Origin of the sequence: Micromonospora sp. L5, assembly GCF_000177655.2 — a bacterium.
In the GTDB taxonomy this organism is placed as follows: Bacteria; Actinomycetota; Actinomycetes; order Mycobacteriales; family Micromonosporaceae; genus Micromonospora; species Micromonospora aurantiaca.
Map to the genome: position 1 here is coordinate 239,528 of NC_014815.1, position 25,281 is coordinate 264,808.

At 73.9% G+C, this 25,281-nt stretch carries 28 protein-coding genes; 12 read left to right on the top strand and 16 right to left on the bottom strand.

Features of this window, described 5'->3' with window-relative positions; translation table 11 throughout:
- Positions 1-4 precede the first annotated feature (4 nt).
- From ML5_RS01210 to ML5_RS01260, 11 genes are read right to left on the bottom strand one after another with little or no spacing between them, the layout of a single operon-like run.
- Complete coding sequence (locus tag ML5_RS01210) at positions 5-436, bottom strand: pilus assembly protein TadG-related protein (RefSeq protein ID WP_013473465.1); 432 nt, start codon at positions 434-436, stop codon at positions 5-7.
- Positions 433-906 carry a TadE/TadG family type IV pilus assembly protein gene (locus tag ML5_RS01215; protein WP_013473466.1) on the bottom strand — a complete coding sequence of 158 codons (474 nt, stop codon included), beginning with the start codon at positions 904-906 and terminating at the stop codon, positions 433-435. Before ML5_RS01215 ends, ML5_RS01210 begins: the two co-directional genes overlap by 4 nt.
- Positions 903-1,385, bottom strand: coding sequence for a TadE family protein (locus tag ML5_RS01220; RefSeq protein WP_013473467.1), 483 nt, complete (start codon positions 1,383-1,385; stop codon positions 903-905). Before ML5_RS01220 ends, ML5_RS01215 begins: the two co-directional genes overlap by 4 nt.
- Positions 1,385-1,594 (bottom strand): hypothetical protein, encoded by a 210-nt coding sequence (locus ML5_RS01225; RefSeq protein WP_013283462.1) that lies wholly within the window; start codon positions 1,592-1,594, stop codon positions 1,385-1,387. The genes ML5_RS01220 and ML5_RS01225 overlap by 1 nt, the downstream gene beginning before the upstream one ends.
- A gap of 25 nt (positions 1,595-1,619) precedes the next feature.
- Complete coding sequence (locus ML5_RS01230) at positions 1,620-2,480, bottom strand: type II secretion system F family protein (RefSeq protein WP_041784387.1); 861 nt, start codon at positions 2,478-2,480, stop codon at positions 1,620-1,622.
- Positions 2,480-3,433, bottom strand: coding sequence for a type II secretion system F family protein (locus ML5_RS01235; protein WP_369752094.1), 954 nt, complete (start codon positions 3,431-3,433; stop codon positions 2,480-2,482). Before ML5_RS01235 ends, ML5_RS01230 begins: the two co-directional genes overlap by 1 nt.
- Complete coding sequence (locus ML5_RS01240; protein ID WP_013473468.1) at positions 3,376-4,917, bottom strand: CpaF family protein; 1,542 nt, start codon at positions 4,915-4,917, stop codon at positions 3,376-3,378. The genes ML5_RS01235 and ML5_RS01240 overlap by 58 nt, the downstream gene beginning before the upstream one ends.
- Positions 4,907-5,740 (bottom strand): hypothetical protein, encoded by an 834-nt coding sequence (locus tag ML5_RS01245; RefSeq protein WP_013283466.1) that lies wholly within the window; start codon positions 5,738-5,740, stop codon positions 4,907-4,909. The genes ML5_RS01240 and ML5_RS01245 overlap by 11 nt, the downstream gene beginning before the upstream one ends.
- On the bottom strand, positions 5,740-6,408 hold the full coding sequence (locus ML5_RS01250; RefSeq protein WP_013473469.1) for an SAF domain-containing protein: 669 nt from the start codon (positions 6,406-6,408) through the stop codon (positions 5,740-5,742). The genes ML5_RS01245 and ML5_RS01250 overlap by 1 nt, the downstream gene beginning before the upstream one ends.
- Positions 6,405-7,358 (bottom strand): hypothetical protein, encoded by a 954-nt coding sequence (locus ML5_RS01255; protein ID WP_013283468.1) that lies wholly within the window; start codon positions 7,356-7,358, stop codon positions 6,405-6,407. Before ML5_RS01255 ends, ML5_RS01250 begins: the two co-directional genes overlap by 4 nt.
- The gene (locus ML5_RS01260; RefSeq protein WP_013283469.1) at positions 7,352-7,918 is read right to left on the bottom strand and encodes a hypothetical protein; all 567 of its coding nucleotides are present in this window, start codon (positions 7,916-7,918) and stop codon (positions 7,352-7,354) included. Before ML5_RS01260 ends, ML5_RS01255 begins: the two co-directional genes overlap by 7 nt.
- A gap of 559 nt (positions 7,919-8,477) precedes the next feature.
- On the opposite strand from ML5_RS01260, the gene ML5_RS01265 reads away from it, so the two are divergent.
- Both ML5_RS01265 and ML5_RS01270 read left to right on the top strand, forming a co-directional pair.
- A complete protein-coding gene (locus ML5_RS01265; protein ID WP_013473470.1) occupies positions 8,478-9,254 on the top strand; it encodes an A24 family peptidase in 777 nt (258 codons plus the stop codon).
- 108 nt (positions 9,255-9,362) lie between these two features.
- A complete protein-coding gene (locus ML5_RS01270; protein ID WP_013473471.1) occupies positions 9,363-11,732 on the top strand; it encodes a glycoside hydrolase family 65 protein in 2,370 nt (789 codons plus the stop codon).
- Here ML5_RS01270 and ML5_RS01275 read toward each other — a convergent pair.
- Positions 11,711-12,187 (bottom strand): hypothetical protein, encoded by a 477-nt coding sequence (locus ML5_RS01275; RefSeq protein ID WP_013283472.1) that lies wholly within the window; start codon positions 12,185-12,187, stop codon positions 11,711-11,713. The two genes, ML5_RS01270 and ML5_RS01275, sit on opposite strands and share 22 nt — an antisense overlap.
- Before the next feature lie 115 nt (positions 12,188-12,302).
- Here ML5_RS01275 and ML5_RS01280 point away from each other — a divergent pair, with 115 nt between their 5' ends.
- A complete protein-coding gene (locus tag ML5_RS01280) occupies positions 12,303-13,076 on the top strand; it encodes an SAM-dependent methyltransferase (protein WP_013283473.1) in 774 nt (257 codons plus the stop codon).
- 6 nt (positions 13,077-13,082) lie between these two features.
- Here ML5_RS01280 and ML5_RS01285 read toward each other — a convergent pair whose 3' ends face one another.
- Positions 13,083-13,376 (bottom strand): hypothetical protein, encoded by a 294-nt coding sequence (locus ML5_RS01285; RefSeq protein WP_047892875.1) that lies wholly within the window; start codon positions 13,374-13,376, stop codon positions 13,083-13,085.
- A 56-nt stretch (positions 13,377-13,432) separates the two neighbouring features.
- Positions 13,433-14,314, bottom strand: coding sequence for an RNA polymerase sigma-70 factor (locus ML5_RS01290; RefSeq protein WP_013283475.1), 882 nt, complete (start codon positions 14,312-14,314; stop codon positions 13,433-13,435).
- Positions 14,315-14,481: 167 nt separating this feature from the next.
- Here ML5_RS01290 and ML5_RS01295 point away from each other — a divergent pair, with 167 nt between their 5' ends.
- Complete coding sequence (locus ML5_RS01295; protein WP_013283476.1) at positions 14,482-14,967, top strand: carboxymuconolactone decarboxylase family protein; 486 nt, start codon at positions 14,482-14,484, stop codon at positions 14,965-14,967.
- Between the two features lie 9 nt (positions 14,968-14,976).
- Here the strand turns inward: ML5_RS01295 and ML5_RS01300 are convergent, their stop codons facing one another.
- Complete coding sequence (locus ML5_RS01300; RefSeq protein ID WP_013473473.1) at positions 14,977-16,068, bottom strand: epoxide hydrolase family protein; 1,092 nt, start codon at positions 16,066-16,068, stop codon at positions 14,977-14,979.
- A 94-nt stretch (positions 16,069-16,162) separates the two neighbouring features.
- On the opposite strand from ML5_RS01300, the gene ML5_RS01305 reads away from it, so the two are divergent.
- From ML5_RS01305 to ML5_RS01340, 8 genes are all read left to right on the top strand, one after another.
- Positions 16,163-16,624 (top strand): MarR family winged helix-turn-helix transcriptional regulator, encoded by a 462-nt coding sequence (locus ML5_RS01305; protein ID WP_013473474.1) that lies wholly within the window; start codon positions 16,163-16,165, stop codon positions 16,622-16,624.
- Between the two features lie 77 nt (positions 16,625-16,701).
- The gene (locus ML5_RS01310) at positions 16,702-17,298 is read left to right on the top strand and encodes a helix-turn-helix domain-containing protein (RefSeq protein WP_013473475.1); all 597 of its coding nucleotides are present in this window, start codon (positions 16,702-16,704) and stop codon (positions 17,296-17,298) included.
- Entirely contained in the window at positions 17,298-17,669 is a 372-nt protein-coding gene (locus ML5_RS01315; RefSeq protein WP_013473476.1) for a hypothetical protein, read from the top strand. The genes ML5_RS01310 and ML5_RS01315 overlap by 1 nt, the downstream gene beginning before the upstream one ends.
- Complete coding sequence (locus tag ML5_RS01320) at positions 17,666-18,571, top strand: ABC transporter ATP-binding protein (RefSeq protein WP_013473477.1); 906 nt, start codon at positions 17,666-17,668, stop codon at positions 18,569-18,571. Before ML5_RS01315 ends, ML5_RS01320 begins: the two co-directional genes overlap by 4 nt.
- Complete coding sequence (locus tag ML5_RS01325; protein WP_013473478.1) at positions 18,568-19,362, top strand: ABC transporter permease; 795 nt, start codon at positions 18,568-18,570, stop codon at positions 19,360-19,362. Before ML5_RS01320 ends, ML5_RS01325 begins: the two co-directional genes overlap by 4 nt.
- A 111-nt stretch (positions 19,363-19,473) precedes the next feature.
- A complete protein-coding gene (locus tag ML5_RS01330) occupies positions 19,474-20,466 on the top strand; it encodes an endonuclease domain-containing protein (protein WP_013473479.1) in 993 nt (330 codons plus the stop codon).
- Positions 20,453-21,106, top strand: a complete 654-nt coding sequence (locus tag ML5_RS01335; protein ID WP_013473480.1) for a hypothetical protein — start codon at positions 20,453-20,455, stop codon at positions 21,104-21,106. Before ML5_RS01330 ends, ML5_RS01335 begins: the two co-directional genes overlap by 14 nt.
- Positions 21,106-24,267 (top strand): helicase HerA domain-containing protein, encoded by a 3,162-nt coding sequence (locus ML5_RS01340; protein WP_013473481.1) that lies wholly within the window; start codon positions 21,106-21,108, stop codon positions 24,265-24,267. Before ML5_RS01335 ends, ML5_RS01340 begins: the two co-directional genes overlap by 1 nt.
- On the opposite strand, the gene ML5_RS01345 is transcribed toward ML5_RS01340, so the two are convergent.
- Positions 24,249-25,163: an NADP-dependent oxidoreductase gene (locus ML5_RS01345; RefSeq protein WP_013473482.1), complete on the bottom strand. Its 915-nt coding sequence runs from the start codon at positions 25,161-25,163 to the stop codon at positions 24,249-24,251. The genes ML5_RS01340 and ML5_RS01345 overlap by 19 nt on opposite strands.
- Positions 25,164-25,281: the final 118 nt, after the last annotated feature.

The following is a 25,281-nucleotide window of genomic DNA, read 5'->3' on the forward strand; positions in this document are numbered from 1 at the left end:
CTTCCTACGGTGGTCCGGTGAGCGCCCGAGCGGTGGCCTCACCGGTGACGGTGGCGTTCTCTTGCACGCCGAACAGACTCAGCAGGTCCCGGCTGTAGGTGATCTGCACGCGTACCCGGATCTGGGTCTCGGTGCCGACCACGGGGAAGTCGACGTCGTGGTCCTGGACGCCGCCCGCGGCGTCGAGGTAGGCGGCGACAGCGGCGCGGGCGGCGACCTGGTCGATCCGCTTCGGGCCGCCCTCGATGGCCCGCGCGCGGTCGATCATCTGGCCGCCGGCGCGGGCCGCCTCGGCGGCCAGGTTGTCCGCGCGCTGGAGCGTGCGCAGTTGACCGGCGCCGTCGTAGGCGAGGCCGATGATCGCCAGTACGCCGGTCATCGCCACGGCAAGGAACAGGCTCACCCGGCCGTTCTCCGCCTCGCGCCGCCCGGTCATCCGCGACTCCGGTAGGTGTCCAGCGGCGAGGTGAAGCTCGCCGAGACGGTCTTGCCGCCCGGCACGCCGGGCAGGCCGGGCGCGCTCAGGTCGTCGAAGGAGACGGTGCAGGTCACCGTGACGGTCACTGTCGCCGGCACGCCTGCGGCGCTCTGGTACGCGGCGGCGAAGCTCGTCGTCGTCCCGGCCACCGAGCCCGCGAGATCGATCTGGGGTGGGCCGGTGCAGTTCAGCCCTGCCCAGCCGAGCTGGTCCTGGGCCGCCACCTCGGCGGCCTCCGCGCCGTCATCAGCGGTGCGGGCGAGCGAGGCGGCCCGGGCGGCGTCGTGGGCGGCCGACTCCACCGCCTCGTCCGCGATCGCGGTCCGCCCGGCGACCCCGGCCAGCACCATCAGCCCGATGAAGGCGGGCGCGAGCACCGCCACCTCGATCGAGACGGAACCCCGGTCCCGCCGTGGCCCGGCGTTCATCCGGTGGTCCAGTGTTCGGCCGGGCCGTGCGCGGTCTGCGTGACCTCGAACGAGACGCCCGGGATGACCGACAGGGAGCGTCCCTGCACCGTGCAGGTGACAGCTGTGGCTGTCTCGACGCAGGTCGGGCCGGTCTGCTCCCAGCCGACCAGCCAGTCCCCGGACTGTTGCAGGAAGCTGATCGCCCGCTGCCGTCCGGCGTCCGGCCCGGCGTCGATCGTGCGCTGGGCGTTCACACCGGTCTGCGCGGCGTTCAGCGCTGTGGACCGGGCCACGAACCAGACGGCGACCTGGATCGAGCCGAACAGCATCACCAGGATCACCGGCATCACCACGGCCAGCTCGACCGGGTTGGCGCCCCGCTCGCCCTCGGCCAGGCGGGCGCGCAGGGCGGCGGCGAACCGCCCCGGACCGGGCGGGCCGGCGGGCCGGCCGGCAGACGCCGGCCGGCTCCGGACCGTACGGGCGGGGCGGGGCATCACGGGGCCTGCGGCGCCGTGTTGTTCGGGATGGCGTTCATCCAGTTGTTCGCCTTGGCCAGGGCGAGCCCGGTGACCGCCATGGCCACCGCGACCAGGCCGAAGATGATCACCGCGGTCGGCACCGGGCTGTCGCCGCGCTCGGAGTCCCGGCGCAGCTCGGCGAGGCGGGTGCTCACCGCCACGTACAGGTAGGCGTAGAGGTGCATGGTCGTCTCCTTCTCGAAGGTGGGTTCACAGACGGGCGAGGAACGGATAGACGGCGAAGCCGAGCAGGACGAACACCAGCAGCGAGCCGGGGATGTCCAACTTGCTGGTGACCCCCTCGGCCCGGGCCAGGTTGTCGGTGCGGATCTGGTCGCGCAGCGAGTCGGCGCGGGACCGCAACGTCTCGTGCACCTGGGCGCCCTCACTGCCGGAGGAGCGCATGATGGCGCCCACATCACCCAGCTCCGGGATGCCGATGCGCTCGGCCAGCTCCTGCAACTCGTCCCAGGGCGAGTGCATCTGGAGCTGCGCGAGCCGCAGCGCCTCCCGGATCCGGTCGAAGACCCAGCCGTCGCAGACCGCCGCCGCGCGTTCCAGCGACTGCACCGGGCCGTGCGCGGCGGACAGCTGCAACGCCACCAGGTCGAGGTAGGTGCAGACCGCCTGCCGGAACTCGTCCCGGGCGGCGTCCGCCTTGGCCAGGACCGTGCGGTGCGCGAGCAGTCCGGCGCCGAGCGCCAGGCCCAGGCTGGCCACCACCGGTACGGCCACCGGCAGCGCCACCCCGCCGACGAAGAGCACCGCCGACGCGACCGCCGGGGTGGCGAAGCCGACGAGCGCGGAGAGCAGCACCGACAGCGCGTACTGCTCCGGGGTGCGGTCGAGCAGGGCGAGTTGCCGGTGCGGCGGGCGCAGCCAGCGGGCGAACCCGCCGAGCCAGTCCGGCCCGGCGCCGGCGGCCGGGGCCTGGCCGGGCGGCTGGTGCAGCCGGCGCAGCGCCGGCCCGAGCGCCGGGGTGGCCGGCAGCGCCTCGCGTACGACCAGGAACAGCCCGAGTCCGACCGCGCACCCGCCGAGCACCGCGATCGCCAGCTGCCAGTTGAGGATCATGCGATCGCCTCATCCAGGTCGGGCGCGGGCAGGAACCGCGCCGGCCGGGGCGGCTGGCTCATCGAGCGCACCCAGACCAGCAGGCCGACGAACGCCGCGCCGAGCACCGCCATCACGAGCTGACCGGTCAGCGTCCCGTAAGGACGGATGTAGTCGCTGTTCACCAGCCCGTACGCGAGCGTCGCCAGCGTCATGCCCGTGAGGAAGCGGACCGCGAACCGGGGCTGCGTGCGTTTCGCCTCGACCTCGCGCCGGGTCGCCACCTCGGCCGAGGCGGCGGTGGCGATCGACCCGAGCACGTCGCCGAGGCGCTCGCCCCGGTCGGTGAGGTGCAGGATCAGCGCGGCCACCACCTGGTCGGCGACCGGGTCGGCGATCTCGTCGGCGAAGGCGAGCAGCGCGGAGCGGGCCAGCCAGCCGGCCTGAAGGCGGGCGGCGAGCGTGCGTACCTCCTCCTGGATCTCCTCCGGCGCGGTGGCGATGGTGCCGATGATCGCCTGCTGGAGTCCCTGGCCGGTGGCCGAGATGTCCTTGAGCCGGCGGGTCCACTCGCCTACGGCTTCGACCCGGGCGATGGCCCGCTGCTCGGCCCGGCCGACCGCGAACAGCCACGGCACGCCCGGTACCGCGAGCGCCACCAGCAGGCCGACCACCGGCAGCCCGGTGAGCAGGAACGCCGCCGCCCCGGCGACCACAGCGGCGCCGAGCAGGAGCTGGTAGCGGCGCTGGTCGGCGCGGCTCGCGCCGGAACCGGTCCAGAGCCGGCTCAGGCCCGGCCCGGCACCGGGCGCCGGACCCGGCGGGCGGCGGGTGCCGACGAGCGCGACGACTGTCAGCACCAGCCCGGCCACGCAGGCCGCGCCGGAGACCAGGGCGATCAGTTCGATCTGCGTCACGCCGGGCCTCCGCTCGGCCGCGCCCCGAGGCGGGTGTGCCGGGGCCGCCGCCAAGCGCCCACGCCGGCCTCGACGAACCGGGTGAGCAGGCGGGCGTCGTAGCCGACGCGCAGCAGTTGGTCGCGGATGCGTTCGGGCAGGTGGCGGGGGACCGCACGGCCGTCCGGCCCGGGGCCGAAGACGGTCGTGGTGGTGATCCGGTTGCCCTCGCCGACGCCGATGACCTCCTCGACGTGCGAGACGAACCGGTGCTTGCGCCCGCCGATCGCTGTCTCGTCCTCGACCGTCACGTAGACGATCAGGTCGAGCGCGTTGCCGGCCATCCGGCGGGCCTGGTCGACTGTCATCTCCCGGCCGTGGGACAGCGCCAGCTCGATGATGCGTTCGCTCACCCCCGAGGGGGTACGCGCGTGGATGGTGCACATCGACCCGCGGCTGGTGGTCATCGCCTGGAGCATCGGCACGATCTCCCGGGACCGCACCTCGCCGACGATGATCCGCAGCACGCCCATGCGCAGTGACACCGGGATCAGGTCGGCGATGCTGACCTCACCCGCCGGCCGCCCGTCCGCGCCGCGCTCGCCGTGGCCCTCCCGGGACTCGAAGCTCATCACCGCCCGGTGCTTGTGCCCGCGCCGGGCCGGCAGCAGCTCCCGGCTCTCCTCCAGCAGCACGTACGGCTCGTCGGCCGGGATCTCGTCCATCAGCGCGCGGATGACAGTGGTCTTCCCGGCACCGGCGAGCCCGGCGACCATGATGTTCAGCCCGGCCCGCATGGACGCGCGGAGGAAGTCGCGCAGCAGCGGGTCGATCATCTCGTCCAGGTCGGGCCGGCCGCCCGCGATGTCCTCCAGGCTCACTTCGAGCGTGTTGTGCTTGCGGATCACCGCGTACGGGCGGTGGCTGACCAGGAACACGGCGGCGAGCCGGCTGCCGTCCGGTAGTTGCAGGTCGAGCGTGGGCTTCGAGGTGGACAGTGACCGCTCGGTGGCACCGGCCCGGCGGGCCGCCGCCTGGAGGATCTCCACCAGCTCGTCGTCGGTCTCGGCGATCGGCTCGGCCCAGTCGACGCCGCCGCCGTGCCGGGTGATGCGTACCTGGTCGCAGCCGAGGATGTGCACCTCCTCGATGCTGTCGTCGACGAGCAGCGTCTGGAGCCGGCCCAGCCCGACGAGTTCGGCTGTGACCTGGTCGAGCAGCAGGCGTTCCGAGTCCGCGGCCATCGGCGTGCCGGCCCGGCGTACCGAGTCGGCGTACGCGGACACCACGGCTACCGCCAGCCGGGCGCGCTCGACCTCCTCGGCGTCGGCGTCGAACTCGCGTCCGCGCTGCCAGTGGGTGAGTCGTTCGCTCAGTTCCCGGCGCAGCTCGCGGACCACGGCGAAGTCGACCCGGGGGCGTGGCGGTGGCGCCGGGGGCGCGGCGGGCGCCGGGCCGGGGACGTGGTGCCGCCCGTTCGGCGGGGCGAGCGGCGGCACAGTGGAGACGACGCCCGGCTGCTGCGCGCGTGGGTCGTGGGAGACCGGCTCAAACCGCACCGGACACCCCCGGCACGCTCGGCGCGGTCACCGCGCGCGGTGTGGTCGCCCCGGGCCAGGCCAGCCGGGCGCGCCGCCGGTCCAGCAGCGCCCGTACCGGCACCTCCAGGGCGCCGGCCGCGCGCATCAGCGGCCGGTTGGCCCGTACGGTGCCGCCGTGGGCGAGCACCTCGGCGGTACGCGGGTCGTGCGGCAGGCGGGCGATCACCGGCAGCCGTAGCGCCTTGCTGATCTCGCTGGTGCCGTGCCCGTCCCCGACGACGAGGAGGCGCAGCGTGCCGGGCGGTACGCGGTGCTCGGTGAGGTCCCGCTCGATCGCGCGGGCGGTGGCCCGGGTGGCGGAGAGGTCGGGCAGGTGCGCGCGGGTCACCAGCAGTACCACCGCGGCGGCCCGCAGCAGCGGCCACGGTGGACCGCCCACTGCCAGCCGGCCACAGTCGACGAGCACGTCGTACGGCGGTTCGCCCCGCTCCAGCCCGGTGAAGTAGTCGGCGAAGCGCTGCCAGAGCGGGATCACGCTGCCGGCCTGGGCCGGGTCCACGACGCCGGGCAGCAGCAGCCGCTCGCGGCGGGGCGCGTCCAGGTCGACCAGCTGGGACCAGAACGCGTGCTCCAGGCTGCCGTCCCGCAGCTCACCCACCGCCAGCTCACCGATGCCGCGCGGGCCGTCCAGCGCCCCGCCGAGGTAACCGGCGAGGATCGAGCCGCCCGCCGGGTCGCACTCGGCCAGCACGAGCCGCCGGTGCCAGCTCAGCGCGGCGGCGAGCGCGGCGGTGGTGACGCCCGGCGAACCCTTCGCCGAGACCAGGGCGATGATCGCCATCAGGCCGCCTCGGTGAGCACGAGCGCGATCCGGTCGTCGGCGGCGAGCGCCACGACAGCTGGTACGTCCCGTACGGCAAGCGCCAGGTAGACCACCACGTCGCCGTTCTGCGGCGCGGCGGTGTCGATCACGGTGCCCTCGAACCGGGTGCCGCCGCCGCGGGACGCCTCCGAGCCGCCACCGGTGGCGTTCGACGGCGTGCTGACCAGCAGCACCTTGTCGCCGGGGTGCAGCTTGCGCGCCGGCACCTGCTCGGGTTCCAGCCCCAGCGCGATCTGCTGCTGACCGGGGCCGAGCAGCGGGGCCTCGGTGAGCTGCGCCGGGGTGAGCAGCGTGCCCGGGGTGAGCCGGACGGCCGCCCGCAACCCCAGCACCTCGTCCATCCGGTCGGCGGGCACCGGCTGGAGTTCCCGCCCGCCGGAGACGCGTACCGGCACCAGGTCGTCGGCGGTCAGTTGGTGTCCCACGTCGACCGGCCGGGCCACTGCGAGGTACGTGCCGGTGGAGCGGACCGAGGTGACCGCGAACGCGGCGCCCAGACCGCCGAGGGCGATCAGCAGGACCGCCAGGCCGAGCAGGCCGGGGCGGACGCGTCGTTGCCGGACCACCTTCGGCGGCGCGACCGGCGCCTCCACCGGGGTTCCGTTGCGGGCTGCCACGACACTCATCGGGTCACCACCTGAAGCTCGTTGATCTGTACCAGGACGACGCCGCTGGACCGGCTCTGGGCGATGACGCCGCTCTCGCCGCCGCCGGACCACTCGACGGTCCAGAACGTCGTGGCGCTCACCTGGTAGGTGCCGGCCTTCGGATAGCCCTGGTCGAGGCCGCAGTCGGGTGAGGTGGAGCCGGCCCTCGGCCCGTCGGCCCGGTAGGGCGTGCCCGGCCCGTCGCAGGTGACGTCGATGTCGTCGGACATGTGCCAGACGATCCGGTCCACCTTCGCGGTGATCTCCACGGTCAGTCCCCGGTCGGAGGCGGACGCGGACAGCGGCCCGAAGTACGCCGCGCCCGGGCTGGCCCACATCCAGACGGGCAGCCCGACCAGGCCGGGGCCCTGGCTGCGCCGGGGCGCCACGGCGGCGCGGGGCGGGAGCAGCGAGATCGAGGCCAGCGCGCGGCGGGCCAGTTCCTCCGGGTCCGGCGGCGCGCCGTAGCCGGGCGGCGGCGCGTCGAGAAGCGCCCGGCGCAGGCTGCCGAGGTCGCCACCGTTGCAGGTGAGCTGGTACCACTGCTTGCCGGGAGGGGCCTCGTCCTGCGGCTCTTCGAGCTTGTAGTAGCAGCCGTCGGCGTTGTTGAACCAGCCGAGAATCGGGTGGTAGCAGGGGATGGCCCGGCCGTTCCACTGGCACTTCGGGGTGCTGCCGCCCCCGCCGCCGTTGTCCCCGCCGCCACCCGGCCCACCCGGCCCACCCGGTCCGCCCGGGGTGCCGGGGTCGTCGTCCCAGACGTCGCAGTCGGTCTGTTCCGGCGGGCAGGACCCACCGGGGTCGGCGGCGCGGGCGGGTGCGCCGGTGAGCGTCAGCAGCGCGGCCAGGCCGGCGGCGAGCAGCAGCCGGCGGAGCGTCCCGGCCCGGGCCGGCCGGGCCGGGACACCCCTTCCTCCCCAGGTCAGCACGGCTGGTCCTGGTGCGCGGCGCCGCCGTTGATCAGCCACCGGCCGTCCGGGTACCGGACCGCCGTGGCGGTGGCCAGGTAGCGCCCGCCGCGCGTGCCGGGCACGGCCTTGCGGTCCTTGGCGTAGACGAGCCGGTAGCCGCTCGCGTCCAGGCAGTCCTGGATCTCGACTGTGGGCGGGCGGGCGGCCAGGTCGACCGACACGACCTCGGGGTCGGAGACCAGTTTCCCGGTACGCATCGCGCCGTGCTCCTTCGCGTCGAGAATCGCCATTCGCACCCGGGTCAGCAGCGGATCAGCCAGAAAACGGGTCAGAGCGGGATGGGACGGATCGCTGCGCGCACTGGCTGCCCGGGACGCGTCGAGATAGCCGGAATAGGCGGCCAGAGCCGCTTTTCCGGCCGCGTTCTCCTCGGCGCTGGAATGGGCGGCGGGTGCGGCGGCGCGGCCGGTCAGCGGACGGGTGACCGCCTCCGGCTCGGTGCCGCAGCCGGCCGAGCCGACCACCAGCACGATGCTGAGCAGGAAGATTTCCCATCGGCGGGATTGCCGTGTGCGCAACGCCGATCCCTCCTCGGTGCCGGCCCGGGGCGATCACGCCGACCCGCTCCGGGCATGCGGAAGCGCGCCCGGAACTGTCACTCCGGGCCCCCGTCGCCGCCACTTGTATTGACCTGTACTGATCGCTGCGGATTCTGTGCCCTGGTGCCTCCGACGCCAATTGATCGGGGGTTGCGTCGTACCCAAGGGGCGAGCATAGGCTCACGTCCGCCGATGCAACAGAGGCAATTCACGTGAACACGGTGAGTGAAGACGGGAGGTGGTGGCCGGTGTGTGTCACCACGATGACGAGCGGGCTTCGGCAGGGCTCCGGGCCGGCTGGTGTGTGCTCACCCGTACGCGCCGCGGCGGTGGCGACGGGCCGCCGGTATGGGTGGGGAGCATGCCGCTCGTCCGATCCGTCCCACCGGTCCGGCGGGGCTCACGCCACCGCTCGTTCTGGCCGTCGCCGCGTCGCACCACCCGTTCCTGTGCGCCTCGGCCGTCACATCCGCGCAAGCGATAAATCACTCTGCGTGCTTCACGATGGAACGCACGGCGACCGGACGGGGGATCCGGCATGACGGCTGAACGGGTGCGGCGTACCGGACCGGTGGCCGACGCCCGCCGTCCGAGCACCCGGCTGACCGCCGCCCTGACGGTCGTACCCCTGCTCCGGCTGGCGGTGGCGCGCTACGCCGTACCGCCGGGGTGCCCGGACCGGACGGCGTGCGACGGCTGCGGCGCCCCGATCGGGCTGGACCGGCCGCTGCCGGCGCTCGGCCCCGTGGCCCGGTGCCCGGCCTGCCGGGCCCGGGTCGGCGCGCCGCCCGCGGTGGTGGAGGTGGCGTTGCTGCTCGCGGTGGCCGTGCCGGTGTTCGCCGGCGGCGCGCCCGCCGCGCGGCTGGCGCTGGCGTGGTGGCTGGTCTGGGCGGTGCCGATGACGATCGTGGACGCGATGGCGCACCGCCTGCCCGACCGGCTCACCTGGCCGGCCGCCGCCGGCGTGTGGGCGCTGCTCGGGGTGGCCGCGCTGACCGGTCCGGGCGTCGACCCGCTGGTACGCGCCGTCCTGGCCGCTCTGGCGCTCGGCGGCGGCTTCGCCGCGACCACGCTGCTGTTCGGACGGCGCGGCTTCGGTCTCGGCGACGCCAAGCTGGCGCTCGGCGCGGGCGCGCTGCTCGGCTGGTACGGCTGGCCGGTGCTGGTGGCCGGGCTGGTGCTCGCGCTCCTCCTCGCCGGGTCGGCCGGGGTGGCGCTGCTCGCCGCCCGGCGGGTCCGCTGGTCCGGGCACCTGCCGTTCGGTCCGTTCCTGGTGCTCGGCACCGCCGCCACGCTGGTGCTCGTCACCGTGTGATCGGCCACCCGCAGGTGCGGGCGGGTTCGCCACGGGTATCGGAGTCCCAGCCACCTCCCAGCCGGGTCTGGTTCGGTGGCGGTCCAGGCTTCGGACTCGGGAGGGCACGTGCCGCACGGCGACGACGGTTGGCGGATCCGGCGCACGAGCGCGGACCTGGACCGGCTGGGCGAGACCGAGTCCGTCTTCGCGCTCGCCAACGGCTGGGTGGGCTGGCGCGGGACGCTCGACGAGGGCGAGCCCTGCGGCATGCCCGGCAGCTACCTCAACGGGTTCCACGAGCAGCACGAGCTGACCTACCCGGAGAGCGGGTACGCGTTCCCGGAACGCAGCGACACCGTGATCAGCGCGCCGAACGCCGCCCTGATCCGGCTCTGGGTCGACGACGAGCCGCTGGACCTGAGCACCGGCACGATCCGGCGGCACCACCAGGAACTGGACCTGCGCGCGGGGGTGGTCCGCCGGGAGACCGAGTGGGTCTCGCCTGGCGGCCGGGGTGTCCGGATCCGCAGCACCCGCCTGGTCTCGCTGACCCGCCGTCCGGTCGCCGCCGTCGACTGGGCGGTCGAGCCGCTGGACGAGCCGGTCCGGCTGCGGGTCGGCGCCGACCTGCTCGCCAACCAGCGGGTGCCGGAACGCGCCGACGACCCCCGGGCCGCCTCGGTGATCCACGACCCGCTCACCGGCGAGATCCGCCGCGACGACGGCCCCGACGGGGTGCTCGTGCACCGGACCGGGCGCAGCGGCCAGCGGGTCGCCGTCGCCGTCGCGCACCGGGTCGAGGCGCCCGACGAGATCGCCACCGACACCGAGCTGACCGCCGACCGGTTCCGGCTGGCGCTGTCCGGTCCGGTACGCCCCGGCGAGCGCATCCGGGTCACCCGGTTCGCCGCGTACGAGTGCACGGACGTCGACGGCACCCCGGCCGGTGAGCTGGCCGACCTGGTCGTCGCGGAGGCGGCCACGGCCCGGGACGACGGGTTCGACGCCCTGCTCACCGAGCAGCGCGCCGCGCTCGACGCGGCGTGGGACACCGCCGACGTCGAACTGGAGGGCGACCCGGAGCTGCAGCTCGCGGTGCGGTTCTCGGTGTTCCACCTGCTCCAGTCCGGCCGCGCCGACGGCGACCGGACCATCCCGGCCAAGGGGCTGACCGGCAACGGCTACGACGGGCACGTGCTCTGGGACACCGAGGGCTACGTGCTGCCGGTGCTGACGTACCTGGCGCCGGAACTGGCCCGCTCGGCGCTGCGCTGGCGGCACGCCCACCTGCCCGAGGCCCGCGACCGGGCGGCCGAGCTGCGCCTGACCGGCGCCACCTACCCGTGGCGGACGCTCAGCGGCCGGGAGTGCTCCGGCTACTGGCCGGCCGGCAGCGCGGGCCTGCACGTCAACGCCGACATCGCCGACGCGGTGCTGCGGTACGTGGCGGCCACCGGCGACACCGCGTTCCTCGCCGAGTGCGGCGCCGAGGTGCTGATCGAGACCGCCCGGCTGTGGCACGGCTACGGCCACTTCGACGACGGCGGCGCGTTCCACCTGACCGGCGTCACCGGCCCGGACGAATATTCGGCGCTGGTCGACGACAACGTCTTCACCAACCTGATGGCGCGGCGCAACCTGCGCGGCGCCGCCGACGCCGCGGAGGACTGCCCCGAGGTGGCCGCGCGGCTCGGCGTCGACGCCGCCGAGGTGGCCGGCTGGCGGGCCGCCGCCGACGCCATGTTCGTCCCGTACGACGGCAAGCGCGGCGTGCACGAGCAGTCGGCCGGATTCACCGCGCAGCCGGAGTGGGACTTCGCCGGCACCGGCGAGGACGACTACCCGCTGCTGCTGCACTTCCCCTACCAGGAGCTGTACCGCAAGCAGGTGGTCAAGCAGGCCGACCTGGTGCTGGCCATGCTGCGCTGCCCGGGGGAGTTCACCGCCGAGGAGAAGACGCGCAACGTCGCCTACTACGAGGCGCGGACCGTCCGGGACTCGTCGCTGTCGGCGTCCGCGCAGGCGATCCTCGCCGCCGAGGTCGGGCACCTCGACCTGGCGTACGACCTGTTCGCCGAGACGGCGTTCCAGGACCTCGCCGACCTGGGCGACAAGACCGCCGACGGGCTGCACCTGGCGTCCCTGGCCGGCGCCTGGCTGGTGGTGGCGCAGGGCTTCGGCGGGCTGCGCGACGACCGGGGCGTGCTCGCGTTCGAGCCGCGGCTACCCCGGCCGATCACCCGGCTCGCGTTCCACCTGCGCCGGCACGGGCACCGGCTGCGGGTCACGCTCACCGAACGGGAGGCCCGCTACGAGCTGCCGGACGCCGGGCCTGGTGACGCGGTGGAGCTGTGGCACCACGGCGAACAGCTCCGCGTCACCGGCGACGGGCCGGTCACCCGGCCGATGCCGCCGGTGCCCGACCCCGGTCCCGAGCCGGAGGCCCCGCCCGGCCGCCGTCCGGAACGGCGCGCTCAGGAGGCGGGCGGCGACTGAGCCGGCAGGCCGGACATCCGGGCGACGACTTCCTCCAGCGCCTCGAACGCGTACGCCCAGTTGTGGCACTTGAAGCTGCGCAGCCCGGTGATCGGGGTGCGGCAGTCGGCACAGTGGACACCCGGGATCGCGTCCGGCACCTCGGTGTTCACGTACTTGCGCTCGCCGAGGATCACCCGCGCGATCATCGTGTGGTCGTGTACGCCGTGCAGCGCGGACGCGACGATGTCGTACCAGGTGACTCGCCGCCCGCACTTCGGGCAGTCCGGCTCGTCGCCGCTGACCCACAGCGGTGCGCCGATGCTGCGCGCCGGCATGTTCAGCAGCTTCTCCAGCCGTCGCACGTCCGCCTCCGGGGTGGTCCACCGGTGCCGCCCGGGCAGCGACGCGGGCGAGTCGTAGACGGCGCGGAACACCACCGGCTCGACCTCCACTGTCTCCCGTCCACCTGTCATCGGTACCTCCTCGCGCCGGCGTGTCCCACCGTCGTACCAGGTGGACGGCGGGATCGGCCGGACCACCGACACGACGGGTCAGCGGTGTGTCGCCCAGAGTGCTACACATCGAGGCGTGACGGAGGCTGAGAACCGACCCAATGTCGCCCGGATGTACGACTACTACCTCGGCGGCTGCCACAACTTCGCGGCCGACCGCGCCGCCGCCGAGGAGGTCCTGAAGATCTTCCCGGACACCGGCGTCGCCGCGCAGAGCAACCGCGCGTTCCTGCGCCGGGTCGTGCGCTGGGCGGCCGGGCAGGGCGTACGCCAGTTCCTCGACATCGGCGCCGGCCTGCCCACCCAGGGCAACGTGCACGAGGTGGTCCGCGCGGTACGCCCCGACGCCCGGGTGGTCTACGTCGACCACGACGAGGTCGCCGTCGCGTACGCCCGGCGGTTGCTCCCCACCGACGGCCGCACCGTCGTGCTCCAGGGCGACCTGCGGCGTCCCGGCGACCTGCTGGCCGACCCGACGCTGCGGGACACCATCGACCTGAGCGAGCCGGTCGCGGTGCTGCTGCTCGCGGTGCTGCACTTCGTGCCGGACGCCGACGACCCGTACGCGGCGGTGGCGACGCTGCGCGACGCGACAGTCCCGGGCAGCGTGCTCGCGCTGTCCCACCTCACCCTGGACGGCCTGCCGACGCTGCCCACCGAGCAGGGCACAGCGATCTACCGCCGCAGCAGTTCCCCGCTCGTGCCCCGCACCCGCGACGAGGTGGCCCGGTTCCTCGACGGGTACGAACTGGTCGAGCCGGGCCTGGTCAAGGTGGCGGACTGGCGGCCCGACGGCGAGCCGCAGGCGGCGGTGTCGCACGGCTACGGCGGGGTGGGCGTCCGCCGCTGAGCGCGGTCAGTCCAGGCCGCCGTGCGCGGCCCAGAGCGCGGCGGCGCGGTCGGCCGCCGCGGCCACGAGCGCGGCCAGCTCCGGCCGGTCCGGCACCCGGAACGACACGTACGCGCCGCGTCCACCGGCAGTGGGCCGGCCGTACGCCTTCGCGGCGAGGCGCCCGTCCGGCAGCAGCCGGATGTTGAGCGTGGTCAGCGTGAACTCCTCGCCGCGCCGGGTGTCGGTCCAGCGCAACTCCTCCGGCACTGTGACGTTGATGGCGAGGGCGCTGACGTCGGGGGAGGCGGCGCTGCTCATCCGGCGATCGTCGCACGCTCCGCCCGCGGTGCCCTCCCGCCGTGCCTTTCCGCCGGTCACCGGCGCAGCGTCGTCTCGCGGGTCATGTGGGACAGCTTCTCCGGGTTGCGCACCGCGTAGAGGCCGCTGATCCGGCCGTCGTCGAGGCGTACCGCGACGACCGTGTCCAGCTCGCCGTCGAGGCGTACCAGCAGCGCCGGGTAGCCGTTGACCTGCACCGGTTCCATCGACGCCACGGCAGCGATCCGGCGCCAGCCGCCCGCGAGCAGGCGGGCCACCTTGTCGCCGCCGGTGACCGGGCGGGCGATCGCCTGCTTGATCCCGCCGCCGTCGCCGACCAGCACGGCGTCCGCGGCCAGGACGCGGAGCAGCCCGTCCAGGTCGCCGGTCTCGACCGCCCGCCGGAACGCGTCGAGCGCGTCGCGGGCCTCGGCCGCCGGGACGGTACGCCGGGGGCGGCGCGCCGCGACGTGGGCCCGCGCCCGGTGCGCGATCTGCCGCACGGCGACCGGGGTCCGCTCGACCGTCTCGGCGATCTCGTCGTAGCCGACGTCGAACACCTCCCGCAGGACGAACACGGCCCGCTCGGTCGGCGTGAGCGTCTCCAGCACCAGCAGCATCGCCATCGACACGCTCTCCGCAAGCGTCACGTCGTCTGCGACGTCGGGCGCGGTGAGCAGCGGTTCGGGCAGCCACGAGCCGACGTACGACTCCTTGCGCCGCCCCAGCGTGCGCAGCCGGGACAACGCCTGCCGGGTGGCGATCCGGACCAGGTAGGCGCGCCGGTCCCGGACCGCCTCCAGGTCGACGCCGGCCCAGCGCAGCCAGGTCTCCTGCACCACGTCCTCCGCGTCGGCCGCCGAGCCGAGCATCTCGTACGCGACGGTGAAGAGCAGGTTCCGGTGCGCGAGGAAGTCCTCGGTGGCGCGGTCCGCCATGACTGGCTCCTTCGCTGCTCGGTTGCGTTCCCCACCAGACGCCGGCCGCTGTCGCCGTGTGACAGCCGGTCGCTGTGGTGGTCCTCACCCGGTGCCGCCGTCACGCCGGGGCGGTCCCCGGCATCTCGTGTTCGTCCGACGCCCACCCCAGCAGAGAGGGCGCAACCATGCAGACCCGATTCAACCTGTTCGAGAACCCGGTCTCGGCGACGTTCATGAAGCGCTTCGCCGGTGCGGGCCTGATGATCCACCAGTCGTCGCTGCCCCGCACCGTCCAGGAGCTGGTGTCGCTGCGGGCCAGCCAGATCAACGGCTGCGGCTGGTGCATCGACATGCACACCAAGGAGGCGGTGGCCGGGGGCGAGAGCGCGGTCCGGCTGAACCTGGTCGCCGCCTGGCGCGAGTCGACTGTGTTCACCGAGGCCGAGTGCGCGGCGCTGGCGTTCGCCGAGGAGGGCACCCGGCTCGCCGACGCCCACCAGGGCGTGTCCGACGAGACGTGGGAGCAGGTGCGCAAGCACTACGACGACGACCAGATCGCCGCGCTGGTCTGCCTGCTCGGGCTGATCAACGCGGCGAACCGGTTCGCGGTGCTCGTGCACCAGCGCGGCGGCTCGTACGAGCCCGGGATGTTCGCGGCGGCCATGGGCTGAGCGTCGCCGTCACCGCAGGTTCCAGAAGAAGGACCGGACGTCGTCGACGAACAGCTCCGGCACCTCCAGCGCGGCGAAGTGACCACCCCGGTCGAACTCGCTCCACTGCCGGATCGTGTACGTCAGTTCGGCGATCGGCCGCACGGACCGGGTGATGTCGTGCGCGAACACGGCGACCCCGAGCGGGGGCGGGCAGGGCGCGGGCGGGCCACCGAACGCGCTCTCCCGCACCAGCCGCGCGGACGAGGCGGCAGTGCCGGTGAACCAGTAGACCGAGACGTCGGTGAGGACGCGGTCCACGCTGACGGCCGATCCCGGGTCGGTCCACTCGGTGAACTTCTCCGCGATCCACGCGAGCTGCCCGACGGGTGAGTCGTTGAGCGCGTACGACACGGTCTGCGGCCGGCTGGCATAGAGCACCTGATGAGGGTGCCGTTGCGTCTTGAGCCGCCTGATCCGGGCGAGCCGGTCCCGGTCCTCGCCTGATAGTCCGGCTTCCCCGGTCCAGCCGGGTGGCGGGGGCGTGGGCAGGTAGTTGAGGTGTACGCCGACGACGTGCTCCGGGTCGATGCCGCCGAGCCGGGTGGAGATGACCGAACCCCAGTCGCCGCCCTGTGCGCCGTACCGCCGGTAGCCGAGCCGGCGCATCAGCTCGGCCCAGGCGCGGGCGACGCGGTCGACGTCCCAGCCGCGCTCCCGGGTCGGCCCGGAGAAGCCGAACCCGGGGATCGACGGTACGACCAGGTGGAACTGTTCGGACAGCGGGCCGATCACGTCGAGGAACTCCACGACCGAGCCGGGCCAGCCGTGGGTGAGGATCAGCGGCAGCGCGTCCGGGTCGGCGGAGCGTACGTGCAGGAAGTGGATGTTCTGCCCGTCGATTGTGGTGGTGAACTGCGGATACCGGTTCAGCTCGGCCTCGGCCTCCCGCCAGTCGTACGCGGTGCGCCAGTGCTCGGCCAGCTCGCGTACCCGGCTCAGCGGGATGCCGTAGTCCCACCCGGCGTCCGGTAGCTCGTCGGGCCAGCGGGTGCGGGCCAGGCGGTCGGCCAGGTCGTCGAGGTCGGCCTGGGGGACGTGGACGCGGAACGGCTCGATCACTGTCGCTCTCCGATCGTTGGTCACACTAACGTTGGTGCGACCAACGGTATCGCAGATCGTTGGGGACGCCAACGGTTTCGGTTAGGCTGGGTTCGTGGACAACCCGGAGCCGGATCTCGTACCGACCCGCCTGGCCGGCCTGCCGAGCTGGCTCATCACCCGGACCGCCGTACGCGCCGGGCGGCTGGTGAGCGACGGGCTCGCGGCTGTCGACGCGCGCGGCTACCACTTCCGGCTGCTCGCCACGCTCGACGAGTTCGGGCCGGCCAGCCAGGCGGCGCTCGGCCGGCGCAGCGGCATCCACGTCAGTGACGTGGTGGCCGCACTCAACGAACTCGCCGAGCGGGAGTTCGTCACCCGCAGCCCGGACCCGGCCGACCGGCGGCGCAACGTCGTCACCATCACCGCGGCCGGGCGCCGGCAGTTGCGGCGGCTGGAGAAGCGACTCGCCGCCGTGCAGGACGAGCTACTCACGCCACTGTCGCCGGACGAGCGTGCGGAGCTGACCCGGCTGCTCGCGCGGGTGCTCGCCCACCACACCCGCCCGCCCGCCTGACGGCTGCCCTCCGGCACCGTCCTCATTCATCGCCTACCATTATCGTTCTCGATAGTGATAACGTCTGTGGCGTGACGATGTCGATGGAGCGGTGGGCGGAGATCGCGCTGCACCCGGTGCGGATCCGCATCCTGCGCGCGGTCGCCGGTGCCCGGGTGACCACGCACGACCTGGTCGAGCTGCTGCCCGACGTCCCGCAGGCCACCCTCTACCGGCACCTGGCGACGCTCGTGAAGACCGGGATGCTCGACGTGGTGCAGGAGCGCAAGGTCCGCGGGGCCGTCGAGCGGGTGTACGCACTGCCCGCGCACGGCGCGGCGCTGGACCCCGCAGCACTGGCGACGGCGACGCCGGAGGACCACGCGCGCTACTTCACCGCGTTCGTGTCGAGTCTGCTGTCGGAGTTCTCCCGCTACCTCGCCCGGGAGTCCGTCGACTTCGTCGCCGACGGCGTCGGATACCAGCAGCTCGTCCTGCACCTGACCGACGCCGAGCTGCACGATTTCGCGGCCGGGCTCAACGCGCTGGTCGGCCCGTTGCTCGCCAGAGGGCCCGGCGGCGGACGGACCCCCCGGCTGCTGGCGACCGTCCTCATGCCCGCCGACCGCCCGGCGACCCCCGGCGACACGCACACGTCAGCGCACGACTCCGACACGACGAAGGGCGACGACTGATGGCATCGGTAACGCTTGACCGCGACGTGATCGACATCCGGTTCACCGGATGGGAACGAATGTGGGTCGGCCGGGAGCGGTTCACGCTGCGCCTGGCCGCCGTGCGGCACGCCGCCCCGGTGGACGAGCCGATCCGGCTGGCCCGTGGCGCCCGGCGTGGGTACGCGGTGTCCGGCTTCGCCAAGGTCGGCGTCTGGGGCATCTTCGGCGGTCCCCGGCAGCTCGTGGCGGCCCGGCGCGGTAAGCCCGGTCTGCACCTGGTGCTGGACCGCGCGGCGGCCGGCGGGGAGTTCGACGAGGTCGTCGTCTCCGACCCGGCCGCGTCGCGCCTCGCCGAAACGATCGGGCGTGCGACGAGGAGCCGGCCATGACCGGCGACCGGCTGGCGATCGAGGCGTCGGGCCTGACCAAGCGCTACGGCGACGTCACCGCCGTCCGCGACCTGACGTTCACCGTACGACCCGGCGCGGTCACCGGCTTTCTCGGCCCGAACGGCGCCGGCAAGACCACCACGATGCGCATGCTGACCGGGCTGGTGACGCCGACCGGCGGCGCCGCCACGATCGGCGGGCAGCCGTACGGCCGACTGGCCCAGCCGTCGCGGACCGTCGGCGCGGTGTTCGACGGCAACGCGTTCCACCCCGGCCACACCGCCCGTGACCACCTGGGCGTCTACGCCGCGATGGCCGGCTGCCCGGACGGTCGCGTCGCGGAACTGCTGGATCTGCTGGGCCTCGCGCAGGCCGCCGACCGTCGTACCCGGGAATTCTCCACCGGCATGCGGCAGCGGCTCAGCCTCGCCACGGCGCTGCTCGGCGACCCCCGCGTCCTGCTGCTCGACGAACCGTCGAACGGCCTGGACCCGGAAGGCATGTCGTGGCTGCGTGGCCTGCTACGCCGGCTCGCCGACGAGGGCCGCACCGTGCTCGTCTCCAGCCACGTCCTGCACGAGGCCCAGCAGGTGGTGGACGACGTGGTGGTGATCCGGCGCGGTGAACTCGTCGCCGCCGGGCCGTGGTCCCGGCTCACCGGCCCGCCGACGGTGCTCGTCACCTCGCCGGACGCCATCGACCTGGCCGCCGCCCTGACGGCGGACGCCGGGTCCGTCGAACCGGCCGGGCCCGGCCGACTGCGGGTACGCGGACTGGACGCGCCGCGCGTCGCCGACCTGGCCGCGGACCACCGGCTGCGGATCCACGAGCTGGTCACCGAGACCACGAGCCTCGAACAGCTCTTCCTCGAACTGACCACCGACACGGCGGAGGCCCGATGAACCTGATCAGAGCGGAACTACGCCGGGTGCTGGCCACCCGCATGTGTACCGGGCTGCTGCTCGCCGCCCTCGCGCTCGGCGGCGGCCTGGTCGGGCTCATGGCGCTCGTCGGACCGGAGAACTTCGACCCGCCGATGCCTGGCCTGCACACCGAGGAGGGCCTGCGGTCGATCCTCGGCATCCTCGGTTTCACCGCCTTCGTGCCGGCCGCCGCCGGGGCCCTCGCGGCCACGTCCGAGTACCGGCACGGCACCGCCGCCGTCACGTTCATGTTCGCGCCGCGCCGAGGGCGGGTGCTCGCCGCCAAACTCGCCACCCACGCGATCGTCGGCCTCGGCTACGGGATCGCCCTGGCCGGCTCCGCCGCGGCGGCCCTGTTCACAGTCGCCGCCGCGCGTGGCGTGTCGCTGGGCCTGCCCGCTCCCACAGTGCTGGCGCTGCTCGCCCGCATCGGCGTCGCGATGGCGGTGTACCTCCTCGTCGGCACCGGCGTGGGCGCGCTGCTCCGCAACCAGGTCGCTGCCGTGTGCGTCGTGGTCGGCTACCTGTACCTGGCCGAGCCCGTACTGATGATGATCCCCGGCGTCAACGCGCTCTACCCGCTCCTGCCCGGCGGCGCCACCGCCGCACTCACCGACTTCACGTACGTCGCCGACGCGATGTCCGCGCAGCTCGGCAGCGACGCCGTCGCACTCCTGCCACCGGCGGCCGGCGCGCTGCTGCTGACCGGGTACGCGATCGCCGCCGCCGCGATCGCCGTGGTCGTCCCGATGCGCCGCGACATCACCTGAGCGTCGCCGATTCGTCGCCGTCCGGCGTATCAGGGCTGGCGCCGGCCGAAGACGATTCGTACTCTGGTCATCCGACGTCCGGGGTCGACGGTGGGGGAGGGTCGACGCTGCATGGACCCGGTCCTCGCCGGTCTGCCGACCGACCGCGTCGTCGCTCTGCTAGGCGCGGACGCCGACGCGGTCGCCATGATGATCGCCCGCGACCACGCGGAGCTGGCCGCCGTCGTGCACCGCCCGGTCTCGGCGTGCACCATGCCCGTGGACTTCGTGCACGCCGTGCTGGACCGGCTCGAACGGGTCGCCGTCGAGCTGCTGCCGGCCTGGCTGCCCGAGGCCGCGCACGATGTCCGCCCGGACACCTCCGGACTCGCCGCCGTGCGAGCCGCGGCCGCCGCACGCTCGCGCCGTGACCGCTACCCCGGTTCGTTCCTGTCCGACCTGGCCGTCTTCGCGGTGACCGGGCGACGGTCCGGCGCCACGACGCTCCCGCTGCGCGCCCAGGCCGCCGCGTTGGCGCGTCTCGTCGCCGGCGCATTCGGCAGACGGAAAGTGGTGCTGCTCGCCGAGCCGGCCCACGGTGACGGCGCGGTGATGGCGGCCGGGGCCGCGTGGCTCGTGCAGCACGGTGGCCCGGCGGTCTGGCTGGCCGGAGCCGGTGCGGTCGGGCTGGACGGACTTCCGGCTTTCCGCGTCGCACCGCCGGCAGCGCCCGTCGGCCAGGCGCCGGTGGCGGGCCGGCCGCACCCGGGCAGCGACGCCGAGAAGAGGCTGGAGGCGGCGCTCGCGGCCCAGAGTTGGGCGGCCGGACGGAGATGGAACCAGAGCTACCAGTCGCACCGCCTGGCCGCGCCGGTGCGGCTGGATCTACTGTGGCCGGACGAGCGGTGCGTGGTGGAGATCGACGGTCCGGAGCACTGCCGCCCGGTTCGCTTCGAGGCCGACCGGCAACGCGACGTCCAACTGCAACTGGACGGCTACGCCGTCCTGCGCTTCACGAACGCCCGAGTAGTCCACGACGTCGGCACCGTGGTCCAGCAGATCGGCACTTATCTGCGGGCACGTCGCCGAGACCTGGCGGAAGGACGGCATCATGGCCGGCGATGACCTGACCGCATCCGAGAGCGCGATCCTCGTCGTGCTCATGGCCGAGGCGCGGGAGGTGCTGAACACCGAACTCCGCGACCGTTACGGGCTGGACGTACGCAAGCCGCAGCGCGACAAGCTCACCCGCCTGCACTACGTCGCCAGCCGCAAGAGCGGCTCGACGTACGCCCTGCAACTGGACGACAAGGGCTGGGTACGGATGCAGAGCGACCTCGACTTCACGCTGCGGGGAGCGAGCGCGCTCGGCGCCGCGCTCACCGCGATGCAGGCGCACCTGCGCGATCGTGTCCTGGCCCGCAGCGGCTGTGCGACGCTCGCCGAACTCTTCGCGCTCACCGACGTGCGCGGCCCGGCCCCGGCACCGGCTCCCGAAGCGTCCGGGGCGCTGGAGGCACGTGTCGTCGCCGCGTACCGGGCGCTCGCCGACGAGCCCGGTGCCTGGGTGAGCCTGCGGCGCCTGCGACCGTTCTTCGCCGATCTGCCCCGCGACGACCTGGACGCGGCGCTGCGGCAGCTCAGCCGGTCCGAGGGCGTCACCATCGCGCCGGAGTCGAACCAGAAGACGCTCACCGAGGCGGACACCGCTGCCGCGCTCCGCCTCGGCGGGCAGGAGAACCATCTGCTGGCGATCGGCGTGTGATGAACGAGGCGGAACGGAACGCGTTGGCCGCCCTGCGGTTCGACTGGGCGCCGGTGCCCGACGACGTGTGGCGGCCGTTGCCCTTCCACGTCGAGGGACTGCACGTCCCGGTCCTCCGGGACGTGCTCGCCGGGGTGGACGAGGCCGCGTCGAACCCGCACGGCAGCCCGCTCGGCCTGGTCGTTCAGGGTCAGCGCGGCTCCGGCAAGACCCACCTGCTGGGTGTGATCCGCCAGCAGGTGCAGGAGCGTGACGGCTACTTCTTCCTGGTCGGTCTGCTCGACGCCGGTAGCTTCTGGGACGGCGTGCTCGCCGCGATGCTCGACGGCTTGTCCCGGCCGGTGCCCGGCAGGCGCGAGACGCAGCTCAAACTGCTGCTGCGGCGCCTGTCCGCCCTGGTCGGGGCACCCCGGACGGCGCGCCGGGCCGTCATGGGCGACACCGAGCTGACCCGAGCGGCGCTCGATGCATTCCTGGAAGGGCTGGGCGCCTTCGACAGGCATGCCGCCCGCACCTGCCAGGAGACGGCTCGCGCGCTAGCGCTCAGCGCCTCCGAGGACATCTCCCACCGCGACATCGCGGAGAACTACTTCCTCTCGGGCGAGGAGGTGGCCGCCGGGGAACGCGCGGCCTGGGGCATGCGCCGCGTTCCGCGCCCTGCCCAGCAGATCGTGCAGGACCTGTCCTGGCTTCTCGCCCTCACCGGCCCGTCGGTGGTGGCGATCGACCAGATCGACACGCTCATCGCCCAGTTGGCGATCCAGAGCGATCCCGCCCTGGCCGGTGCCGTTGCGATGAGCCCGGAGCAGGCGCTGATGCTGGCCCGGATGGCGGACGGCCTGATGGCGTTACGGCAGACGACCCGGCGCACGCTCACCGTCCTGGCCTGCATTCCGAACTCGTGGACCATCATCAAGTCCACCGCCGCCGACACCGTCGCAGACCGGTTCCGGGAGACGCCGCCGCTGCGCCGCATCGACGACGCCGACGTGGCCCGGGCGATCATCGAGAAGCGGTTCACCCTCCGCTACCAGGAGGCGGGGTTCGTCCCGCCGTACCCGTCGTGGCCGGTATCACCGCGCGCCTTCGCCGGGGCCGGTGCGTTCACCCCGCGTCAGCTGCTCATCGAGATCGACAAGCACATCCGCGAATGCCTCGCCGACGACGAGGTCCGGGAGATGACGAGCCTCGGCGAGCCGCCCATCGCGGAACCCCGGGCTCCCCGGCCCGCCCCGGTGACCGCCACCGGCGAGGAGATGGACCGCTACGACGCCCGGTTCGCCGAGCTGCGGGAGGCCGCCGACGTCACGGGCCCGCTGCGCCGCACATCCGAGGACGCGGCGATGCCGCCGCTGCTCGCCGCCGGGCTCACCGCCTGGATCCTGGAGCGGGGCGACGCGGGCGAGGCGTTCAGCGTCGACCCGCCCCCGAGCACCGACCCGCCGCTGCACGCCCGGCTGCGGCTCACGCTCGACGAGCGCACCGAGGACCAGGTGCACTGGTGTTTCCGGGCGATCGGCGACGACCACCACGGCAACGCCGCGCTGGCCCGGCTCCGCAAGGCGTCAGTGGCCGCCGCCCTCGACACAGGCTCCGGCAGGCGCAAGCTGTTCCTGCTGCGCAACCGCGCCTGGTCGACCAGCGCGGCCACCAGCAAGGCGGTGGGGGCGTTCACCGCGGCGGGCGGCCAGACGCTCGGCGTCGACGAGGAGGACCTGCGAGTCCTCTCCGCGCTGCGGGTCATGCTCGCCGAGGCCACCATGGACCTGCAGGGCTGGCTGGCCGAGCGCCGGCCGACCCGGGAGCTGAAGTTCCTCCAGCACGCCCTGGCCGACGTGGACCGGTGGGGCCCCGACGCCGGGCCGTTGCCGGAACCCGCCGAGCCCCCGCCAGCCGCTGCCGTCACCGGCCCGGCCGATCCCTCCTTCGTCGTCGGGCACGGGTACGACGACGGGACGCCCGTGCCGCTGGCGTTGGAGGCGTTGCGCAAGCACACCACGATCTTCGCCGGGTCCGGCTCCGGTAAGACCGTCCTCATCCGCCGCATCGTCGAGGAGTGCGCGCTGGCGGGCATCTCCGCCATCGTGCTCGACCCGAACAACGACCTCGCACGGCTCGGCGAGGGATGGCCCGAGCCGCCCGCACAGTGGCGCCCCGGCGACGCGGACCGGGCCCGCGACTACCTCACCCACACCGACGTCGTCGTCTGGACGCCCCGCCGCAACTCGGGTCGCCCGCTGAGCTTCCAGCCGCTGCCCGACTTCACCGGCGTACGCGACGACCCGGACGAGTTCGGCGAGGCCGTCGAGGCCGCCGTCGCGTCCCTCGCACCACGCGCCATGCTCACCGGGCGGGCCACCCGGGCTCATCTGGGGCTGGCCGTGCTGCGCAAGGCGGTCGAGCACTACGGACGGCGCGGCGGCTCCCGCCTGCAGGGCCTCATCGACACGCTCGCCGACCTGCCGGACGGAATCATCGACCTGGACGACGCCGACAAGATCGGCCTCAGCCTGGCGCAGACCCTGACCGCAGCCATGGTGAACGACCCGCTGTTCGGCGGCGAGGGCACACCGATGGACCCCGGCGTGCTCCTCACCCCCGCCCCCGGCAAACGGGCCCGCGTCTCGGTGGTCAGCCTGGTGGGTCTGCCGTCCGACGACGTACGGCAGAGTTTCGTCAACCAGCTCCAGATGGCCCTGTTCGCCTGGATCAAGAAGAACCCGGCCGGAGACCGGCCGCTGCTCGGGCTGCTCATCATGGACGAGGCGCAGACGTTCGCCCCGTCCGGCGCGATGACCGCGTGTACCCAGAGCACACTGGCGCTGGCCGCTCAGGCCCGCAAGTACGGCCTGGGTCTGATCTTCGCCACCCAGGCGCCGAAGGGCCTGCACAACCGCATCCCGGGCAATGCGGCGACCCAGCTCTACGGCCTGATGAACAGCCCGATCCAGATCGAGGCAGCCCGGGAGATGGCCCGGGCCAAGGGCGGCGACGTGCCGGACATCTCCCGCCTCACCGTGGGCGAGTTCTACCTCGCCGCCGAGGGCGCCGCACCCCGCAAGATCCGCACCCCGCTGTCGCTCACCCACCATCCGCGCAGCCCGCTCACCGTCGAGGAGGTGCTGGACCGGGCGCGCGGCGGTCAGGGACGCAGCACGTAGCGTCCGCGTACCCCGCCCTCGGCCACCGCCCGGTGCGCGTCCGCCACCCGGTCCAGCGGCAGGACCGCGTGCACCCGGGCCGGCAGCTCACCGGCTGCGGTGCGGGCGAGCAGGTCGGCCAGGCGTGCCCCGTCGGGGCGCACGTCGACCGCGCGCACCGTGACACCGCGTTCGGCGGCCGGGTGGGCGTTCGGCCGTACGCCGACGAACACGCCGCCGTCGCCTACCAGCGCGAGCCCCTGGTCCTGCCATCCGGCGGCGTCGGCGACAGCGTCCCAGCCCGGCTCGGCCGCCGTGGTGAAGTCGGCCCCGAGTCCGCGGACGAACTTCTCGTCCCCGGCCCGCGCCAGGCCGGTCACCCGCCATCCCCGGTCCCGGGCGAGCGGCACGACGTAGCCGCCCACCGCGCCGGCCGCGCCGGTGACGAGCAGCCGGCCGTCGGCGGGAGGGTCGCCGAGCAGGTCGACGATCTGCGCCGCGGTCTGGCCGTTGAGCGGCACCGTCGCCGCCGCCACCAGATCCAGATCATCGGGTACGACGGCGACGTCGGCCGCGGCTACGACGAGCTGCTCGGCGTACGTGCCGAAGTCGCGGTCGAACCCGCCGACCAGCCCGGCGACCCGGGTGCCCACGGCGAGGTCGACGCCCGGCCCGGCCGCGGCGACGACACCGGCGAAGTCCCAGCCCAGGCCGGTGTGGTGCGGCTGGTGGATGAGCCCCAGCGAGTGGAAGAAGCCGCCGACGACCCCGAGGTCGGCCGGGTTGACCGGTGCCGCCGCGACGTCCACCCGGACCTCGCCGGGCCCCGGCTCGCGCTCCGGAACGTCGATGATCTCGATCGTGTCCGGTCCGCCCGGAGTGCGGACGACGGCGGCGCGGAAGGTACGCGTACCCATGATGGTGTCTCCTTGTTCTTGAGGAATGCCCTGCTCCACGATGGAGGGGTAACTTTCTTTCGGGAAGTACGCACTTCGGAGTGCGTTGGGTACCCCCGGGTAGGAGGAGGTGCGGACG

Excerpts from the sequence above, each read along its gene's own strand:
- ML5_RS01245 (WP_013283466.1), bottom strand. The coding sequence starts at position 5,740 with ATGGCGATCATCGCCCTGGTCTCGGCGAAGGGTTCGCCGGGCGTCACC.
- ML5_RS01225 (WP_013283462.1), bottom strand. The coding sequence starts at position 1,594 with ATGCACCTCTACGCCTACCTGTACGTGGCGGTGAGCACCCGCCTCGCC.
- ML5_RS01315 (WP_013473476.1), top strand. The coding sequence starts at position 17,298 with ATGGCATCGGTAACGCTTGACCGCGACGTGATCGACATCCGGTTCACC.
- ML5_RS01330 (WP_013473479.1), top strand. The coding sequence starts at position 19,474 with ATGGACCCGGTCCTCGCCGGTCTGCCGACCGACCGCGTCGTCGCTCTG.
- ML5_RS01310 (WP_013473475.1), top strand. The coding sequence starts at position 16,702 with ATGTCGATGGAGCGGTGGGCGGAGATCGCGCTGCACCCGGTGCGGATC.
- ML5_RS01215 (WP_013473466.1), bottom strand. The coding sequence starts at position 906 with ATGAACGCCGGGCCACGGCGGGACCGGGGTTCCGTCTCGATCGAGGTG.
- ML5_RS01340 (WP_013473481.1), top strand. The coding sequence starts at position 21,106 with ATGAACGAGGCGGAACGGAACGCGTTGGCCGCCCTGCGGTTCGACTGG.
- ML5_RS01320 (WP_013473477.1), top strand. The coding sequence starts at position 17,666 with ATGACCGGCGACCGGCTGGCGATCGAGGCGTCGGGCCTGACCAAGCGC.
- ML5_RS01335 (WP_013473480.1), top strand. The coding sequence starts at position 20,453 with ATGGCCGGCGATGACCTGACCGCATCCGAGAGCGCGATCCTCGTCGTG.
- ML5_RS01295 (WP_013283476.1), top strand. The coding sequence starts at position 14,482 with ATGCAGACCCGATTCAACCTGTTCGAGAACCCGGTCTCGGCGACGTTC.
- ML5_RS01210 (WP_013473465.1), bottom strand. The coding sequence starts at position 436 with ATGACCGGGCGGCGCGAGGCGGAGAACGGCCGGGTGAGCCTGTTCCTT.
- ML5_RS01265 (WP_013473470.1), top strand. The coding sequence starts at position 8,478 with ATGACGGCTGAACGGGTGCGGCGTACCGGACCGGTGGCCGACGCCCGC.
- ML5_RS01285 (WP_047892875.1), bottom strand. The coding sequence starts at position 13,376 with ATGAGCAGCGCCGCCTCCCCCGACGTCAGCGCCCTCGCCATCAACGTC.
- ML5_RS01345 (WP_013473482.1), bottom strand. The coding sequence starts at position 25,163 with ATGGGTACGCGTACCTTCCGCGCCGCCGTCGTCCGCACTCCGGGCGGA.
- ML5_RS01220 (WP_013473467.1), bottom strand. The coding sequence starts at position 1,385 with ATGCCCCGCCCCGCCCGTACGGTCCGGAGCCGGCCGGCGTCTGCCGGC.
- ML5_RS01250 (WP_013473469.1), bottom strand. The coding sequence starts at position 6,408 with ATGAGTGTCGTGGCAGCCCGCAACGGAACCCCGGTGGAGGCGCCGGTC.
- ML5_RS01290 (WP_013283475.1), bottom strand. The coding sequence starts at position 14,314 with ATGGCGGACCGCGCCACCGAGGACTTCCTCGCGCACCGGAACCTGCTC.
- ML5_RS01325 (WP_013473478.1), top strand. The coding sequence starts at position 18,568 with ATGAACCTGATCAGAGCGGAACTACGCCGGGTGCTGGCCACCCGCATG.
- ML5_RS01275 (WP_013283472.1), bottom strand. The coding sequence starts at position 12,187 with ATGACAGGTGGACGGGAGACAGTGGAGGTCGAGCCGGTGGTGTTCCGC.